This is a genomic window from Ensifer sp. VA4 (assembly GCF_055710065.1).
Genome location: NZ_JBVQPO010000006.1, coordinates 36,401 through 52,623, shown reverse-complemented (window position 1 = coordinate 52,623; position 16,223 = coordinate 36,401). Strand labels below are relative to the sequence as shown.

The 16,223-nt window shown below is 62.2% G+C and carries 11 protein-coding genes and 2 pseudogenes; 7 read left to right on the top strand and 6 right to left on the bottom strand.

All coding sequences use genetic code 11. From position 1 onward, the window contains the following. Positions 1-369 precede the first annotated feature (369 nt). The gene (locus tag AC0C6X_RS11680) at positions 370-813 is read left to right on the top strand and encodes a TIGR02594 family protein (protein ID WP_247960895.1); all 444 of its coding nucleotides are present in this window, start codon (positions 370-372) and stop codon (positions 811-813) included. A 29-nt stretch (positions 814-842) separates the two neighbouring features. Here the strand turns inward: AC0C6X_RS11680 and AC0C6X_RS11675 are convergent, their stop codons facing one another. Continuing rightward, entirely contained in the window at positions 843-1,388 is a 546-nt protein-coding gene (locus AC0C6X_RS11675) for a GNAT family N-acetyltransferase (RefSeq protein ID WP_173516740.1), read from the bottom strand. Between the two features lie 464 nt (positions 1,389-1,852). Here AC0C6X_RS11675 and AC0C6X_RS11670 point away from each other — a divergent pair, with 464 nt between their 5' ends. Beyond that, the gene (locus AC0C6X_RS11670; protein ID WP_247960896.1) at positions 1,853-3,607 is read left to right on the top strand and encodes an adenylate/guanylate cyclase domain-containing protein; all 1,755 of its coding nucleotides are present in this window, start codon (positions 1,853-1,855) and stop codon (positions 3,605-3,607) included. A 6-nt stretch (positions 3,608-3,613) separates the two neighbouring features. Further along, positions 3,614-5,785, top strand: coding sequence for a CHASE2 domain-containing protein (locus tag AC0C6X_RS11665; protein WP_472953215.1), 2,172 nt, complete (start codon positions 3,614-3,616; stop codon positions 5,783-5,785). A gap of 196 nt (positions 5,786-5,981) precedes the next feature. Here AC0C6X_RS11665 and AC0C6X_RS11660 read toward each other — a convergent pair whose 3' ends face one another. Then, positions 5,982-6,995: a FecR family protein gene (locus AC0C6X_RS11660; protein WP_472953213.1), complete on the bottom strand. Its 1,014-nt coding sequence runs from the start codon at positions 6,993-6,995 to the stop codon at positions 5,982-5,984. 184 nt (positions 6,996-7,179) lie between these two features. Then, positions 7,180-8,124, bottom strand: coding sequence for a FecR family protein (locus tag AC0C6X_RS11655; protein WP_472953210.1), 945 nt, complete (start codon positions 8,122-8,124; stop codon positions 7,180-7,182). Positions 8,125-8,443: 319 nt separating this feature from the next. Between AC0C6X_RS11655 and AC0C6X_RS11650 the strand changes: the two are divergent. Together AC0C6X_RS11650 and uvrB are read left to right on the top strand one after the other, a co-directional pair. Next, a pseudogene (locus AC0C6X_RS11650) lies at positions 8,444-8,671 on the top strand (hypothetical protein); the annotation flags it as partial. 114 nt (positions 8,672-8,785) lie between these two features. Further along, a pseudogene (gene uvrB, locus AC0C6X_RS11645) lies at positions 8,786-11,545 on the top strand (excinuclease ABC subunit UvrB); the annotation flags it as partial. Positions 11,546-11,553: 8 nt separating this feature from the next. Here the strand turns inward: uvrB and AC0C6X_RS11640 are convergent. Continuing rightward, positions 11,554-11,862 (bottom strand): uracil-DNA glycosylase family protein, encoded by a 309-nt coding sequence (locus AC0C6X_RS11640; RefSeq protein WP_472953208.1) that lies wholly within the window; start codon positions 11,860-11,862, stop codon positions 11,554-11,556. 7 nt (positions 11,863-11,869) lie between these two features. Continuing rightward, positions 11,870-12,214, bottom strand: a complete 345-nt coding sequence (locus tag AC0C6X_RS11635; protein ID WP_472953205.1) for a hypothetical protein — start codon at positions 12,212-12,214, stop codon at positions 11,870-11,872. A 347-nt stretch (positions 12,215-12,561) separates the two neighbouring features. Here AC0C6X_RS11635 and AC0C6X_RS11630 point away from each other — a divergent pair, with 347 nt between their 5' ends. Further along, positions 12,562-12,840 carry a hypothetical protein gene (locus AC0C6X_RS11630; protein WP_472953204.1) on the top strand — a complete coding sequence of 93 codons (279 nt, stop codon included), beginning with the start codon at positions 12,562-12,564 and terminating at the stop codon, positions 12,838-12,840. A 204-nt stretch (positions 12,841-13,044) separates the two neighbouring features. Here AC0C6X_RS11630 and AC0C6X_RS11625 read toward each other — a convergent pair whose 3' ends face one another. Further along, complete coding sequence (locus tag AC0C6X_RS11625; protein WP_472953202.1) at positions 13,045-14,550, bottom strand: anti-phage dCTP deaminase; 1,506 nt, start codon at positions 14,548-14,550, stop codon at positions 13,045-13,047. A gap of 391 nt (positions 14,551-14,941) precedes the next feature. Here AC0C6X_RS11625 and tyrS point away from each other — a divergent pair, with 391 nt between their 5' ends. After that, positions 14,942-16,204 carry a tyrosine--tRNA ligase gene (tyrS, locus tag AC0C6X_RS11620; RefSeq protein ID WP_472953200.1) on the top strand — a complete coding sequence of 421 codons (1,263 nt, stop codon included), beginning with the start codon at positions 14,942-14,944 and terminating at the stop codon, positions 16,202-16,204. Positions 16,205-16,223: the final 19 nt, after the last annotated feature.

Sequence of the window (16,223 nt, the reverse complement as noted above, 5' to 3'; positions counted from 1 at the left end):
TGTTTTGGCTGGCTAGAGTGTCGAATCGACAGCGAAACGGCACCTTTTCCGGCAAATAGCAACCCATGCCCGAATTTTTTACGGGTTTTGCCACAATTTTGTACTGGCGCATGAGCAATGTCGCTCGACTGTCCGACGGGACAGGCAGGGGAATACCACACTTCGAAACGGCGGTTGCCGTGAAGTTGGCTCCGCGTTGAGCGCGGTTCGCCGACACGCCGATGCTGCGTATCAGACGCTGGGCACGCGCATGTCCGCCGAAATTTCCCAAGGGAACATTGGAAACAGTTGAGCACCCGGGTGCCATGCCGGCGATTGCCAGGCCGCCCCGACCGTTCGCACCCAGCAACTTGTCAAGGAGACCTGACCATGAAGGTCCTGGCGTTTCTTGCGGCTGCCTATGTCGCGCTCCTTTCGCCAACTCTTGCCAGCGCCGGCATGCTTGCCCAGGCGCAGCAATACAAAGGCCTGCACGAGATCAAGAACAACAAGACCCTTCGCGCAGCGCTCGGCATCAATCCGGCACGCACTCCCTGGTGCGGCCATTTCATGGGCATGGTTGCCCGCAAGGCCGGCCGCACCCCGCCCCAAAGCTTCGGATTTGCCCGCTCGTGGCTGCATTTCGGCGCGCCGGTCAAGCTCGCCTATGCACAAGCCGGCGATATCGTCGTGGTGCGAACCGGTCGCGGCTACCACGTCGGCGTCCTGTCTGCGCTTTCGAAGTCGACGGCCCAGTTGATCGGCGGCAATCAGTCCGGCGGCGTCAGGGTCTCGCAGTTCGCGCGCGGCCAGGTCGTCGCCGTCCGGCGGTAGCGTCGCCACGAGCCACCCAACGGGCCTCTTCAGTGCCCGGCTTTCCGGACCGCCGGCGCATGTCCTAGCGCAAGCCGCATGGCGCAACGCCGCTGCGGCGGCAAGCCGTGCGCTGCCTCATTCGCCAGGATCTGCGCGAGCCGGACATCGAGTTCCTCTGCGGCAAGCGTCGAGAAACCGAGCTTGCGGTAGAAGAGTTCGTTCCAGGGAAGATCGCGGAACGTCGTCAGTGTCACCGCGGCGAGCGCCGCCACGCGCGCATGCGCGATCGCGGCCAGCATCAAGCTGCGTCCGAGCCCCTGCCCCTGGCACTCGGCGGTCACGGCTAGCTGCCAGATATGCATGGCATCTCCGGCAATGCCGGCGCATAGAAAGGCGATCGGCCGGTCATCGGCATCGACCGCCACGACAGAAAGCCCGGTGCGCAGGAATTCACGATGCGCCTCGGCCGACTGCACATCGTCGTCGGCAATCCAGGCAAGGTCGGAGATCGTCCGGAACAGCTCACCGGAGGATCGCTCTATGTCGGGAAGAAGGGCGGTGTCGCCTTCGCGGGTCGGTCGAATCAGGGTCATGATGCCGACATGCTATAGCGCAGTCCGTCCCAAGAGACGCGCGAGGATCGCTGCGGCGCTCCCAGATTTCCGCAAATCCCTAGCCGGTTAAGGTGATATCGCCAGTCGGCGTTGGCATAGATCGCCGCCCGAAGTGCTGCTGCCGGCTCGACAGCGGCCGCGGTCCGTTGCGGATACGATCGGCGGCGCCGGCCAGGGAGGCCTGGGCCAACGCGACGATCGTGGCGGCCGCCCGCGCGATGCCCGCAAGGCAGCCGTCACGGTTGCTGAAATGCGAATCTTGCACAATCGCAGCGCTCTGAGTCGCCGCCGGACACAATCTGCAGCAGAGTCCCCATGGGCTGTTTTTTGCGCCTCCGGCCCAGCAATGGACACAAATCGGGGTGATTTATACTTCTCGGCTTTTCTAATTTAAGTTACGCTCATCTTCCTTCTGACCAGATGCCGTGGGAGGGGCTGCCCTCTTGGAACGGAAGCTTGCCGTGATCCTTGCTGCCGACGTCGCTGGCTACAGTCGCCTTGTCGCGGCCGACGAGGAAGGCGCGCTCGCAACGCTTGCCACCTACAGCGCGACGATCTCGAGCCTCGTGAACGAGCACGGGGGACGCATCTTCGGCGCGGCCGGCGACAGCCTGGTCGCCGAATTCCAGAGCGCTGTGCAGGCGGTCCGGGCGGCGGTTGCGATCCAGCGCAATCTGGAGCGGCGAAACGCCGATCTCGCGCCGGAACGGCGCATGCAGTTCCGCATTGGCCTCAATCTCGGCGACGTGGTGGTTGACGGCGGTAACCTGCTCGGCGACGGCGTCAACGTGGCGGCTCGCCTGCAGCAGGTCGCGCAGCCGGCCGAAATCTGCATCTCCGGTGCGCTGCACGAGCAGATCGTCGGCAAGCTGGAGTTTCCCGTGCACCGGCTTGGCGATCGCGCGCTGAAGAACATGCCGCGCCCGGTGCTGGTGCACCGCGTCGACTGGCACGAGGATCCCATGAAACCGGATCTGTCCGGCATGCCGCTTGCCCTGCCCGACAAGCCATCGATCGCCGTGCTGCCCTTCGTCAACATGTCCGGTGATCCCGAGCAGGACTTCTTCGCCGACGGTCTGACCGAGGACATCATCACCGCGCTTTCGCTCTACCGCTGGTTCTTCGTCATCGCCCGCAATTCCTCCTTCGCCTACAAAGGTCGCGCCGTCGACGTCAAACAGATCGGCCGCGATCTCGGCGTGCGCTACATCGTCGAAGGCAGCGTGCGCCGTGCAGGCTCGCGCGTCCGCGTCACCGGACAGTTGATCGAGGCCGAAACCGGCATCCATCTCTGGGCACAGCGCTACGAGCGCGAATTCGCCGACCTCTTCGCCATCCAGGACGAGATCACCCAACATGTCGTCGCGGCGATCGAGCCGGAGATCCTGATCGGCGAAAACCGCCGCGCCCTCTTACGCGGCAGCGACAATCTCGACGCCTATGAATGCCATATGCGCGGCACGTTGCTGCACAATGCGCAGGACTCCGCTGCGCATTTCAACGAGGCCGTCGAGTGGCAACGGCGCGCGATCGCGCTGGATCCCGATTTCGGCCGGGCCCATATGATGCTCGCCCGCTCGCTCTTCGCGCGTTGCTATTTCGGCTTCAGCGACGATATCGACCGCGACAGCGCCGAGATGCAGGCGGAAGCCGCGCGTGCCGTCGTGCTGGAAGATCACGATCCCTATTGCCACTATGTCATGTGCCTGGCCAACTTCGCCGCCCAGCGGCCGCATGCCGCGGTCGCGGAAGCGCAACAGGCGATCGATCTCAACCCCAATTTTGCCCTCGCCCACATGGCGCTCGGCTGGGCACGCATCTATGTCGGCCGCTTTACGGAGGCGCTCGAGCCGTTGCATACAGCGCTCAGGCTCAGCCCCCACGACCCGCTGACCTATCTCTTTTTCAGCCGCATCGCGCTCGCCCACTACCATCTCGGCAACTATGACGAAGCGCTGCGCCACGCCGAACGGGCGCTGCTGCTGCGCCGCACCTATTTCAACCTGGTCGTGGTGATCACCTGCCTCGGCCAACTGGGCCGTATCGAGGAGGCTCGCAAACTCTTTCCCGAAGTGATCGCCAACGCGCCGAGCGACGTGCCGCGCTACTGGCGCTTCTTCACCGCTTATGCCGATCCCGCCGACCACGCACATTTCAACGATGGGCTCGTCAAGGCGGGCCTGCCCATCGTCCCGTAGGCCGCCATGACACGAGCCCAACTGTTCGGCGTTCTCATCGGCCTTGCGGTGGTGGCAGTCTTCACGGTGCTGCGTGCCAACGATCCGCAGCTTCTTCGCCAGGCACGCGATGTCACCTTCGACGAATACCAGCGCATCGCACCGCGCAGCTTCGAGGCGATGCCGGTCAGGGTGATCGACATCGACGAGGCTTCGCTGCGCGCGTTCGGCCAATGGCCCTGGCCGCGCGACCGGATTGCCAAACTGACGGACCGGCTGACCGAGATGGGCGCCGCGGCGATCGCCTTCGACGTGCTCTTCGCCGAGCCCGACCGCCTGTCGCCGCGCACGGTCGTGCGGGACGTCGGCGGCGTCGATCCATCCTTCGTCGCGACCCTGCCCGACAATGACGAGATCTTCGCCCGGGCGATCCTCGACAAGCCGGTCGTGCTCGGCTTCGGCCTCACCAACGAGGGCAGCTACCTGCCGCCGGTCAAGGCCGGCTTCGCCTTCACCGGCGAAAGTGCCGCCGAGGCGCCGCCGCGCCTGCATGCCGCCACGCCGCTGAGGCCCCAGCTCGAAGCCAACGCTGCCGGCCTCGGCCATATCAGCCTCAATCCCGGCTCCTCCTCCGCGGTGGTGCGCGCTGCGCCGCTGTTCCTGAGCGACGGGCAGCAGTTCTATCCGAGCCTCGCCCTGGAAGCGCTGCGGGTGGCGCAGGGCGCCTCGACCTATGTGCTCGCCGCAGCGCCCAACGTCGCCAACACCCTTACCGCCGTCAAGATCGGCGATTTCGTCGTGCCGCTCACCTCGACCGGCGAACTCTGGCTCTACGTCACGCCGGATACGACGGAGCGCTACATCTCCGCCCGGCGGGTCCTCACGGGCGACGCGTCGTCGCCGGACGTTCGCGCGGCCATCGAAGGCAGCATCGTCTTCATCGGCACGTCGGCTGCCGGGCTGCAGGACGTGCGCACCACGGCGCTCGGCCAGAACGTGCCCGGCGTCTCCATCCACGCCCAGATCGTCGAGCAGATCCTCTCCGGCCGCTATCTCTCGCGGCCCGATTGGGCCAACGGGCTCGAAATCCTCTCGATCGCTCTGGCCGGGACGTTGCTCGTGCTGCTCACCACGTTCGTCAGCCCCGTGGTGGCGCTCGTCTGCGGCCTTGCGGTCACGGCGCTGGCGCTCGCGGCTTCCTGGCTGGCCTTCTACTATGGCGGGCTGCTCTTCGATCCGCTGGCGCCGATCCTCGCCGCCTCGATCACCCATTTTTCCGCCACCGCCTATCGCTTCCTGGTGACGGATCGCGAGCGGCGCGAGGTCCGCCAGGCCTTCGGGCGCTATCTGTCGCCCTCGCTGCTCTATCGCATCGAGCACACGCGCAACGCGCTGAGCCTCGGCGGCGACGACCGCGAGCTGACGGTGATGTTCGTCGACGTGCGCAGCTTCACCGCGATGAGCGAACGCATGACGCCGACCGAGGTCGTCACCTTCCTCAACACGCTGCTCGACGCGCTCAGCCGCCATGTGCTCGCCAACGAAGGCACGCTCGACAAGTTCATCGGCGATTCCATCATGGCCTTCTGGAATGCGCCGGTCGACGTCGTCGACCATCCGCAAAAGGCGCTGCGCGCTGCTCTCGGCATGCGCGAAACCCTGGCCCGGCTGAATGCCGAAGACGCCTTCGGATTCGGCGCCGGCCACGATGTCCGCATCGGCATCGGCATCCATACGGGCCTCGCCTGCGTCGGCAACATGGGTGCCGAAACCCGCTTCAACTATTCGGCGGTCGGCGACACCGTCAACATTGCCGCCCGCATCGAAGCGGCCTGCAAGGATGTCAATTTCGATGTGCTCGTATCGGAAGCGACCGCCGAAGCCTTGCCGGATTGCGCGCTGCTGGATGCGGGAAGCCTGGGCCTCAAGGGAAAGACGACACGCACCCGGCTCTTCGCGGTGGCCGGAGACAAAAGCCTTGCCGCCTCGCCCGCCTTCGTGGAATTGCGGCTCCTGCACGAGCGGCTCGTCACGGTCCTGCGAACGCGCGCAACCTCAAGCCGCAGCATCATCAATGCAGCAAAGCTGAAGTCTGCCGCCCTGGCACCGGGCCTGGTCGGCTTCTACACCCGGATCTCGCGCCGATCGGAGCATTTCGCCGAAACGCCGGCCGAAGACGCCAAGCGCCCGGCGGAGTGAGCGACGGCACGGCGCCGCGAATGGTTTCCATCCGATCCAAGTGACCTCGACTCAGACTCTCAGATATCCCGGCAAATCTTTGATTTATCGTCGTTTAGCCGTTGCCGCTCCCTGGGCGCCGAGGGCCGTTTCCGGCTTCTCGCCGGTCGTTGCGATGAATGCCGAGCCAGTCAGCGGCGCATGCGCTGCCGGCACCCTAGTTCTGGCTTTGGCTTTGGCTTTGGCTCTGGCTCTGTTCCTGATGCTGCGTTCCACCGCCCTGCTGCGATTGTTCCTGTCGCTGTTCCTGGCGCTGCGTGCCCTGGCCGTGTCCTTGCTCCTGCTCCTGCCGCTGCGACTGGGACTGCCGCTGGCTGCCCTGCCCTTGCTCCTGTTCCTGGCGCTGCTCCTGCCGCTGCCGTTGACCCTGTCCGCTCTGTTCCTGACGCTGCCTCTGTTCCTGGCGCTGCTTCCCGGGTATCCACGGTTTACGCGGCTTTTCTTGCTCGACGGCGGGGGGCTTCACAGTGAGCGGCTGGCGTTCGAGGTCCTCCTGGATCGCCGCCGCGAGGCTGCAGCCGCCCCCCGCCCAGCCCAGCGCTCCGGACAGTCGTTGCCCACCGGAGAGGAAAGGCAGCGCTTGTGCATTGCCCAGTGATTTCAATGTATTGCGACTGACTCTTTTCGGATCGCTGATGCCGCCGCCCGGCTTGGCGACGACGCAGTCGCAGCGCTGCGTCAATTGCCGGCAGCCGCCGGCGCCGCAGAAATTGGCAGCACCGCTCAAAAGCACGACGGCGGTGGTGCCGTCGCGGCCGACATAAAAATCGAAGGCGGTACCGCGCACGCCGATCGTCCCGGCCGGCGTGACGATTTCATAGGCCGAGTGCCCGGACTTGCCGCTGATCCAGCGGAACGTGCCCTTGGCGGCCATGATCGTCAGCTTCTTCACCGACTTGGCGTCGTCATAGACGAACTTGTCGATGACCACCGACGAGCCCCAGCCGACCGCAAGCTTGGTGCCATCCTGGAAGACGAATTGGCCAAGACCGGACTTCGACGTCGAAATCCGTTCGTCCTTGTAGACCGGGTCCTTGACCGCGATCGGACCACGCGCGCCGTTGACCGCCGTCCGGATCTGCACCGCCTGGCCGACGGGTTCGGCGGCGATGGTCGGATTGTAGGTCATGGCGCAAAACGCGATGAGTGCGGCACCACGCAGGCAGAACATGGCACCCTCCAAAGCGCTATTGTTATCATGTGACCGGGATTTATGTCTTGTCGCCCAATCGGATAACGGTGCGGCCCGTCACAACCGTAAGAGTTAGGTCGTCATGGCCGCTTGCCCGGTCGTGGCCATTGGAGGCAAGCGGCGGCGTGCGGACAGGACCAAGCGCCCGGCGGCCTGCCGTTCGTCAGTCGTTGTGATGACTGCGCGCCTTCTGATGCCCCTTGTTCTGATGGTCGTTGGCGTGTTCGAGCACATCCTTGTGGTTGGCATCCTCGCCGCGGATATCCGGATGTTTCATCTCCCAGTGGCGATTGCGGTAGCCTTCTTCCTGCACGGGAGGTTTTTCCTCCGGCTTGTGCGGCTTCTCCTCGGGCTTCGGTTTTTCCTCGCGCGGCTTTTCTTGCTCGACGGCGGGGGGTTTCACAGTCAGCGGCTGGCGTTCGAGGTCCTCCTGGATCGCTGCCGCAAGGCTGCAGCCGCCCCCCGCCCAGCCCAGCGCTCCGGACAGTCGTTGCCCACCGGAGAGGAAAGGCAGCGCTTGTGCATTGCCCAGTGATTTCAATGTATTGCGACTGACTCTTTTCGGATCGCTGATGCCGCCGCCCGGCTTGGCGACGATGCAGTCGCAGCGCTGCGTCAATTGCCGGCAGCCGCCGGCGCCGCAGAAATTGGCAGCACCGCTCAAAAGCACGACGGCGGTGGTGCCGTCGCGGCCGACATAAAAATCGAAGGCGGTGCCGCGCACACCGATCGTCCCGGCCGGCGTGACGATTTCATAGGCCGAGTGCCCGGACTTGCCGCTGATCCAGCGGAACGTGCCCTTGGCGGCCATGATCGTCAGCTTCTTCACCGACTTGGCGTCATCGTAGACGAACTTGTCGATGACCACCGACGAGCCCCAGCCGACCGCAAGCTTGGTGCCATCCTGGAAGACGAATTGGCCGAGACCGGACTTCGACGTCGAAATCCGTTCGTCCTTGTAGACCGGGTCCTTGACCGCGATCGGACCACGCGCGCCGTTGACCGCCGTCCGGATCTGCACCGCCTGGCCGACGGGTTCGGCAGCGATGGTCGGATTGTAGGTCACGGCGCAAAACGCGATGAGTGCGGCACCACGCAGGCAGAACATGGCACCCTCCAAAGCGTTATTGTTATCACATTATGGGGATTTATGCTTGTCGCCCAATCGGGGTAACGTAACGGCACGCCACAACTGTAAGAGTTGTGCCGGCGCGCGCAGCGGTTGAACGCTTGCAAGCCATGGGCGACCCCGTGCCACCGCCAGTTCGATCGATCGCCGCCGCGAACTGGACACCGACCTGCCTGCGAACTCGACGCCCCGCCTCTGCCTCTCGCCCACCATCTCGTAACCGCAGAGGCACGAACGTTGCTGTTTTGTACTCATTCTCCCCTTTTCTTTCCGGCGGACTCTCGCCATATTCCCCGGCATGACCAAAACTCCGAAAAATGCCCCGCCGAAACCCTCCACTCCGTCCGGTTTCGAGGAAGCGCCGCAGGCGCCGCTGTCAGGCACGCCGCTCAGCGGCAACGTCTCCGACTGGGTGAAGCAGCTCGAGGCCGAGGCGGAAGCCTCCGCCTTCGAAAGCCAGCGCGAGATCGCCTCCAAGGCCGGCAAGCACCGCAAGACAGTGGAAATCGCCGCCTCGAAGGCGGCCCGGAGCGAAGACAAGTCGGCCGAAGGCCGCAAGCCCGAACGGGTGTCCGAGCTGACGCGAGGCCCCCACGGAGCAAAGGCGCAGAGCGCCGGCAGCGCGAGCGGAAGGACCTCGCGCGGCACCTCGATGGGCGGCTCGACCGACCCGAAGACGCGCGCCGCCGCCGGCCTCAATCCGGTCGCCGGCCTCGACGTGTCGCTGGAGGACGCCGACAAGCTGACCTCCACCTCCGGCGTCACCGCCACGGTGGAAGCACTGGCGGCGCTGATCGAGAGCGGCAATCCGCTGTTCAAGGACGGCAAGCTCTGGACGCCGCACCGGCCCGCCCGGCCGGAAAAATCCGAAGGCGGCGTGCCGCTGACGATGGTGACGGACTACCAGCCCTCCGGCGACCAGCCGACGGCGATCGCCGATCTGGTCGAGGGCCTGTCCTCGGGTGAGCGCAATCAGGTGCTGCTCGGCGTCACCGGCTCCGGCAAGACCTTCACCATGGCCAAGGTGATCGAGGCGACGCAGCGCCCGGCGGTCATCCTGGCGCCGAACAAGACGCTGGCCGCGCAACTCTATTCCGAGTTCAAGAACTTCTTCCCGAACAATGCCGTCGAGTATTTCGTCTCCTACTACGACTATTACCAGCCGGAAGCCTATGTGCCGCGCTCGGACACCTATATCGAGAAGGAATCCTCGATCAACGAGCAGATCGACCGCATGCGCCACTCGGCGACGCGTTCGCTCCTCGAACGCGACGACGTGGTGATCGTCGCCTCGGTCTCCTGCATCTACGGTATCGGCTCGGTCGAGACCTATACCGCCATGACCTTCCAGATGAATGTCGGCGACCGGCTCGACCAGCGGCAATTGCTCGCCGACCTCGTGGCGCAGCAGTACAAGCGCCGCGACATGGATTTCCAGCGCGGTTCCTTCCGCGTCCGCGGCGACACCATCGAGATCTTCCCGGCCCACCTGGAGGATGCCGCCTGGCGCATCTCCATGTTCGGCGACGAGATCGACGCGATCACCGAGTTCGACCCGCTGACCGGCCAGAAGACCGGCGACCTGAAGTCGGTGAAGATCTACGCCAACTCGCACTATGTAACGCCGCGCCCGACGCTGAACGGCGCCATCAAGGCGATCAAGGAAGAGCTGGCGCATCGCCTGGCCGAGCTGGAAAAGGCCGGGCGCCTCTTGGAAGCGCAGCGGCTGGAACAGCGCACCCGCTACGATGTCGAGATGCTGGAAGCCACCGGCTCCTGCCAGGGCATCGAGAACTATTCGCGCTATCTCACCGGCCGCCGCCCGGGCGAACCGCCGCCGACGCTGTTTGAATATATCCCCGACAACGCGCTGATCTTCATCGACGAGAGCCACGTCACCATTCCGCAGATCGGCGGCATGTATCGCGGCGACTTCCGCCGCAAGGCGACACTGGCCGAATACGGCTTCCGCCTGCCCTCCTGCATGGACAACCGGCCGCTGCGCTTCGAGGAATGGGACGCCATGCGCCCGGACACGATCGCCGTTTCGGCGACACCGGGCGCCTGGGAGATGGAACAGGCCGGCGGCGTCTTCGCCGAACAGGTCATCCGCCCGACCGGCCTTATCGACCCGCCGGTCGAGGTGCGCTCGGCCAAGACCCAGGTCGACGACGTGCTCGGCGAGATCCGCGAGACGGCCGCTGCCGGCTACCGCACGCTCGTCACCGTGCTCACCAAGCGCATGGCCGAAGACCTCACCGAATACCTGCACGAACAGGGCATTCGCGTGCGCTACATGCACTCCGATATCGACACGCTGGAGCGCATCGAGATCATCCGCGACCTGCGCCTCGGCGCCTTCGACGTGCTCGTCGGCATCAACCTCCTGCGCGAAGGCCTCGACATTCCCGAATGCGGCTTCGTCGCCATTCTCGACGCCGACAAGGAAGGCTTCCTCCGCTCCGAGACCTCGCTGATTCAGACCATCGGCCGCGCCGCCCGTAACGTCGACGGCAAGGTCATCCTCTATGCCGACACCATCACCGGCTCGATGCAGCGGGCGATGGAGGAAACCGGCCGCCGCCGCGAGAAGCAGATGGCCTATAACGAAGCCAACGGCATCACCCCGGAATCGGTAAAGGCGAAGATCTCCGACATCCTCGACTCGGTCTACGAGAAGGACCACGTGCGCGCCGACATTTCCGGTATCGCCGGCAAGGGTTTCGCCGATGGCGGCCACCTCGTCGGCAACAACCTGCAGGCGCATCTCAACGCGCTGGAAAAACAGATGCGCGACGCCGCTGCCGACCTCGACTTCGAAAAGGCCGCGCGCCTGCGCGACGAGATCAAACGCCTCAAGGCCGCCGAACTGGCTGCGATGGACGACCCGATGGCGCGGGAAGAGGCAAAGGCTATCGAGGGTGGCAAGCGGTCCGGTAAGGGTTCGTCCGGGTCGATCTCCCCCCTTGTGGGGGAGATGTCCGGCAGGACAGAGGGGGGTAAGCCCTCCTCCTCCGGCAAGATACCCCCCTCTGCCCCTATCGGGGCATCTCCCCCACAAGGGGGGAGATCATCCGAGGGCTATTTCCAGAAACCCTCGCTCGACGACATGGGCCCGGGCACCGACACCGAGCGCCCGCTGTTCCGCAAGCCCGACCTCGACGAAATGGGCCGCGACGTCGCCACACCCGCGGGCCGCAAGTCCGACCAGTCGCTATTCCGCAAGAACACCCTGGACGAAATGACCGTCGGCCGCACCGAAAAGCCGGTGACCGGCCACGTCCCGGAAAAACCGATCCTCACCCGCGCCAAGCCGGGCATCGGCTCCTATGAGGACCCGGCGGAGGAAAAGCGGCAGAAGGGCCGAACGAAAGGCAAGACGGGGCGGCCGGGGCGGTGATCGTCGCCCTAACGCCGCTGCGCCTGCCGTCCTTTCAGTCCCCCTATCGGGTAGAGCAAACGCATCTGCTCTAAAAACTCCGCTTGGCCGCCAAAACTTGGATGCCGAACGTGGATGGTCTCGGACGATATTTTGCGAGTCCATTTGGCCGCGTCGTCGCCAATGGCCACGATCCGCCGCGGCTCAAGCAAGACGCAGAGTTCCTGCAAGAACGTAAATCCAACCTCAGCTTCTTCTCTCGTGTGATGACGGTTGCTAAGCGGATCCTCGCCAGAATGGGGATGCAACGGAAAGACATTCCAGGTCATGATCGGCACATCGGCTCTATCCAATAGGCGAAAGATGTTCGATGCCGTTCGCTCCCTCACAGCGGGTGGTGGCTCGGCGAAGTGATTTCAGCTTCAGATGGGAAGCGTAAGTATCGAGGCAATATTCGTCGGTTAAGGCAATCCCCGTCCGGCGGCCACCTTTGTAACCCAAGTCCCGACCGACCCAAACGTCCACCGAAGGCGCCGCAGCGAGGGCGAGGAGGATCTGCGTAAGATTACTCCTCCGTATGCCGGGCGCCGATTGCTGGTCATGAACAGGACAAGTATCGGCATAAGGATTGAAGCAATTCTCAAACCTTACTTTTGAAACCCGCTCAACAAATCGCTCTATGGCGTTCATACCGGGCCCCAACCTGACGGCTCACCGCAAAGCCTACAGCGCTGTGCGTCTTATCAGACGGGCAAAGGTCGCTTTGAACTGCTGCAAGTTTTGTCCTTTAATCGGCTTAAAGGCAACATGCAGTAGCGGCTTTCATCTGGCAGCCAGCAATGATGTCCAAGTGCAAGCGGACCGGCAAGGGCGAGCCCAGCGCGATCTCCCCCCTTGTGGGGGAGATGTCCGGCAGGACAGAGGGGGGTAAGCCCTCTACCGCCGCCAAGATACCCCCCTCTGCCCCTATCGGGGCATCTCCCCCACAAGGGGGGAGATCATCCGAGGGCTACCTCCAGAAATCATCTCTCGACGACATGGGCCCGGGCACCGACACCGAACGCCCGCTGTTCCGCAAGCCCGACCTCGGCGAAGGCCGCGACGTCGCCACCCCCGCCCGCTCGGACCGTCCATTGTTACGAAAGAACACCCTGGACGACATGACCGTCGGCCGCACCGAAAAGTCGGTAGCCGGCCACGCAGCAGAGGAGCAGTCGAACGACAAGCTGAGACAGAGTAATCCCACCAACCAACAGCAGGCGTGCACGCATCAGACAATTATGTTGCACGGAATGACCATAATATCGTCAGGGTGACGCGCGTAAGCCACTAACAAATTTAGATTTATCTAGGCTTCAGCAGCCCTTTATTTTTGAGTGATTCTTTGATTTTCAGGTATCTCTTGTCAGATAAAGAACCACTCAACGCGCTAGAATTTGAACTTCTCGATTCAACGCTATGCTTACCCCGAGCGCTGGATATAGGAAGCAAAAGGTTCAACTGTCTTTCTGTTTTCGTTTTCATATCCCCTCCTTTTCCAACACCGGAGCGAGAACAATCTGCTCACGGCTAACCAGCGAATCTAATGGTGGCGACGCGAGCGGCCGCGCTAGCTTAGCAATAACATTTGTTACCTTGCCCGATTCTTTACGTTCGAATTTTGGACCGAACACGCGAGCAAAGCTAGAAGGTGAAACTCCCTCATACTGGAGGAATGCAACCTTCCCGCTCTCTTGCGGGTTCGTAGTTATAGCATCGGAATGAAGCGTCAATGCCAAACTTTTGGGATAAGGCTCAATGTAAACGACCGTCTCAATACCGCTTGCGACAATGTGGCGTGCGCAGCTATGACATGGGAAAGTCGTCGTGAAGAGCTTCGCTCCTACAAGCCCCGCATTGCCCTGGCGCGCAACAGAAATTATCGCTTCCATTTCGGCGTGAACGGCCCGCGAAAACTCAATTAGATTCTTCACATCAGTGCTGCGAAGGCTCTGCCTCAGATCTGACGACGCAGTTCCAGTCCCAACTTTCGAACTAATTTGGGCAAACAGTCTTTCCTTGTAGTGATCATTCCAACACTGACAGGCTTTCCATTTGTAGCATCTGTTGTCGCCAGTGCCATCATCAACGTTGTATGTGCCGCCTCTAAATTTCGGCACATCGTTGGCACCTTGACCTATGACTTCACCGGCTTTCGATACGATTACGGCACCCACTTGACGGGAAAGACACGCAGAGTTCAGCGATACGCCCGAAGCGGCCTGCATCGCATGCTCATCACGAGTTGGAGTTTGAACGCCAACGCCAAATATAAGACTCAAGAAACGGTCGACTGACTTTTCAATCGCGTCTGTATTGTCGGCATCATTTCGAAAAAATATATCAGCGTAATTCATTGTTTTGCGAACGGACTGACCGAAATCGACTCCCTCGTCATAATCGGCATCTTTAATTTTAGATAAATAAACAGAGTTTGGAGAAGCACTCTCAAGCCTAGATATTCGTTTATCTTCGGGAGCGAATACACCGATTAGCCAAAACAAATCCCCGTAAACCTTTCTCAGAACCGCAACTTCTTCTGGATTCTTGAGAGAATCTATTATTGTACAAAAACGTCTATCCTCTCCGTTCTCGGCATCCTTTCGGGAATTATTGATCTTATCTATGCTCAGAACAGCAAGAACGTCATTTGAATGTTTCTCCCTAAGCCTATTCCCAAGCTCCTGGAGCTTCTCCACCCTATTAAGATCTTTGTCTTCGACTACATCTTCACCGAGCGCCTTCGCTCTCGAGTTTATAATTTCACTAACTTTTATAACATTAGTTTCGTACCCGAAATTTCCTTCAAGTTTACTGCGTATGATGTTTGCGACGGTAGTTGCTCCGGATCCGATCGGAGCAACCATAGCAAACACCAATTCCTGCGTTCGCCGTTGGTCCAAGCTAATCATTTCCTCAGACGCTGGGGATGAAGATACATCTGCAATATTGCTTACCACTTTGGCCTTCGGAGCCGCCTTAACCATGTCACACATCCCGAAATAAACAGATAACAATTCTACGTTGCCGGACTTGCAAAGTAATATCTGGCCGACACTAAATAAACACATAACTGCCACAACACATTGGATGGAATACGCGCGGAAGTTGGCTCGAGTTACCGAGCCAACCACTTCTCTATAATTATAATTTCGAGCACAGTCGGCAGGCCGGAGCCATCAACGGTTGTTGCCCCTTGCCGCCCCCCCCATTCCCCGCTACAACCACCACATGATCAAAACCGCGCTCATCGCTGCCATCTATTATGCGACGTCTCCATAGGGAGCGGCGCGTTTCGATCATGCCTTGAAACAAGCCGCCGTCAGGCGGCTTTGTTTTGTTCAGTGCTCCCTGGCGGCAATGCCATGGAGAGCGTCAATGACACAGGCAGACAACCCCACCAGCGCCATTGAGCCGCGTTCGGCGATCACCCGGACGCTGGTCGAGCGCGGTTATGTCAATCAGGTGACCTACCTTGCGGGCGTCGATCGCGCCTTTGCGGCCGGGATCGTCCCTGTTTATGCCGGCTTCGACGCGACGGCAGACAGTCTGCATGTCGGCCATCTCATGCCGATCATGGCGCTTCGGCGGCTACAGCAGGCGGGCCACAAGCCGATCGTGCTGATCGGCGGCGGCACCACGCGCATCGGCGATCCGAGTTTCCGCTCGGCGGCGCGGCCGATGCTGTCGGAGGGCGAGATATCAGCCAATGTCGCAGGGATCAGGAAGGTGTTCGAGCGGCTGCTGATTTTTGGCGACGGGCCGACCGATGCGCTGATGGTCAACAATGCCGACTGGCTGGACCGGATGGCCTGGATCGACATGCTGAGGGACGTCGGCAAGCATTTCTCCGTCAACCGCATGCTCTCCTTCGACAGCGTCAAGACGCGGCTGGAGCAGCAGGAGAACCTGAGCTTCCTCGAATTCAACTACATGATCCTCCAGGCGGTCGATTACCTCGAACTGTTTCGCCGCACCGGCTGCCGGCTGCAACTCGGTGGCGGCGACCAATGGGGCAACATCGTCAATGGCGTCGATCTGGTGCGGCGCATCGAGGGCGCGGAGGTTTTCGGCATGACCACGCCGCTGCTGACCACCGCCTCGGGCGCCAAGATGGGCAAGACGGCGGCCGGCGCCATCTGGGTGAATGAGGATCGGCTGTCGCCCTACGATTACTGGCAGTTCTGGCGCAACACCGAGGATGCCGATGCGGTGCGCTTCCTGAAACTCTTCACCGATCTTCCGCTCGACGAGATCGAAAGCCTCGGTCGCGCCGAGGGCGCGGCGCTGAATGCGGTGAAGGAACGCCTCGCCAATGAGGCAACGGCCCTGGTGCACGGAGCCGACGCAGCACGGCAGGCGCAGGCGACGGCGCGGCAGGCTTTTGGCGCGGGAGAAGCCGCCGAGGGGCTTCCGACTGTGAGGCTAAGCGACGAAGAACGCGCGAATGGCGTCAGCCTCGTGGAGTTGCTGGTGCGGACCGGAATGGCGTCCTCGAAGAGCGAGGCGCGGCGGGCAATCGCCGGTCGCGGCATTCGCATCGATGGCGATGTCGTGGAGGATATCGAGGCGATCATAAAGGCCAACACCCTTCCCTTACAGCTCTCCTTTGGCCGCAAACGCCATGCAGTCGTGACGTGAAGCACATTGGCCGGGAACT

Bases quoted from the DNA above. Each gene is read 5' to 3' on its own strand.
- AC0C6X_RS11635 (WP_472953205.1), bottom strand. From the start codon at position 12,214: ATGAACGCCATAGAGCGATTTGTTGAGCGGGTTTCAAAAGTAAGGTTT.
- AC0C6X_RS11680 (WP_247960895.1), top strand. From the start codon at position 370: ATGAAGGTCCTGGCGTTTCTTGCGGCTGCCTATGTCGCGCTCCTTTCG.
- AC0C6X_RS11655 (WP_472953210.1), bottom strand. From the start codon at position 8,124: ATGTTCTGCCTGCGTGGTGCCGCACTCATCGCGTTTTGCGCCGTGACC.
- tyrS (WP_472953200.1), top strand. From the start codon at position 14,942: ATGACACAGGCAGACAACCCCACCAGCGCCATTGAGCCGCGTTCGGCG.
- AC0C6X_RS11660 (WP_472953213.1), bottom strand. From the start codon at position 6,995: ATGTTCTGCCTGCGTGGTGCCGCACTCATCGCGTTTTGCGCCATGACC.
- AC0C6X_RS11675 (WP_173516740.1), bottom strand. From the start codon at position 1,388: ATGACCCTGATTCGACCGACCCGCGAAGGCGACACCGCCCTTCTTCCC.
- AC0C6X_RS11665 (WP_472953215.1), top strand. From the start codon at position 3,614: ATGACACGAGCCCAACTGTTCGGCGTTCTCATCGGCCTTGCGGTGGTG.
- AC0C6X_RS11625 (WP_472953202.1), bottom strand. From the start codon at position 14,550: ATGGTTAAGGCGGCTCCGAAGGCCAAAGTGGTAAGCAATATTGCAGAT.
- AC0C6X_RS11630 (WP_472953204.1), top strand. From the start codon at position 12,562: ATGGGCCCGGGCACCGACACCGAACGCCCGCTGTTCCGCAAGCCCGAC.